General features: G+C 41.4%; 2 protein-coding genes. Both read left to right on the plus strand.

Annotated features, from left to right (window positions below; all coding sequences use genetic code 11):
• Positions 1 to 297: prolyl oligopeptidase family serine peptidase (locus HUS66_RS17445; protein ID WP_175072455.1), on the plus strand; the 297-nt coding region annotated here is incomplete at its 5' end.
• 70 nt (positions 298 to 367) lie between these two features.
• Positions 368 to 459, plus strand: a 92-nt coding sequence (locus HUS66_RS18190) for a YwiC-like family protein (protein ID WP_425340094.1), incomplete at its 3' end; no start/stop codon positions are given.

Here is a 459-nt window from a genome sequence, read left to right on the forward strand (position 1 = left end):
TTTGCAGAAAGAAAAGGGATGACGTTACCGCTCTCTAGGCAGCAACTTGAATCGTTGCGCAACACGTTAATGACATACGATTTGTCATTGCAGCCTGAAAAATTAAATGGCCGTCCGCTTTTTATTTGGCACGGAAAACAAGATGATGTCGTTCCGTTTGATTATACATACGCCTTTTATAAACAAATTGAGCCGTTTCATCAGCCGCTTACGATGCGAATTGATGAACATGCGGGACATAAAGTGACGCGCGAAGCGTTTTTACAAACGATTCAATGGTTTGTCACACATTTATAAAAATGTGTGATAAGCGTAACAAAGAAAAAAGAAGGAGAGTGGTACAATCGAAGATGAAGGAGGGGGTATGATGATTCCAAAACAACATGGCGCTTGGGCGATGTTACTTATTCCGTTTTTATTCGGCATCGATATCGGTCAAGCGACATGGCTTCATTTTCC

The sequence above is a fragment of the Onishia taeanensis genome (assembly GCF_013349955.1).
Lineage (GTDB): Bacteria > Pseudomonadota > Gammaproteobacteria > Pseudomonadales > Halomonadaceae > Onishia > Onishia taeanensis_B.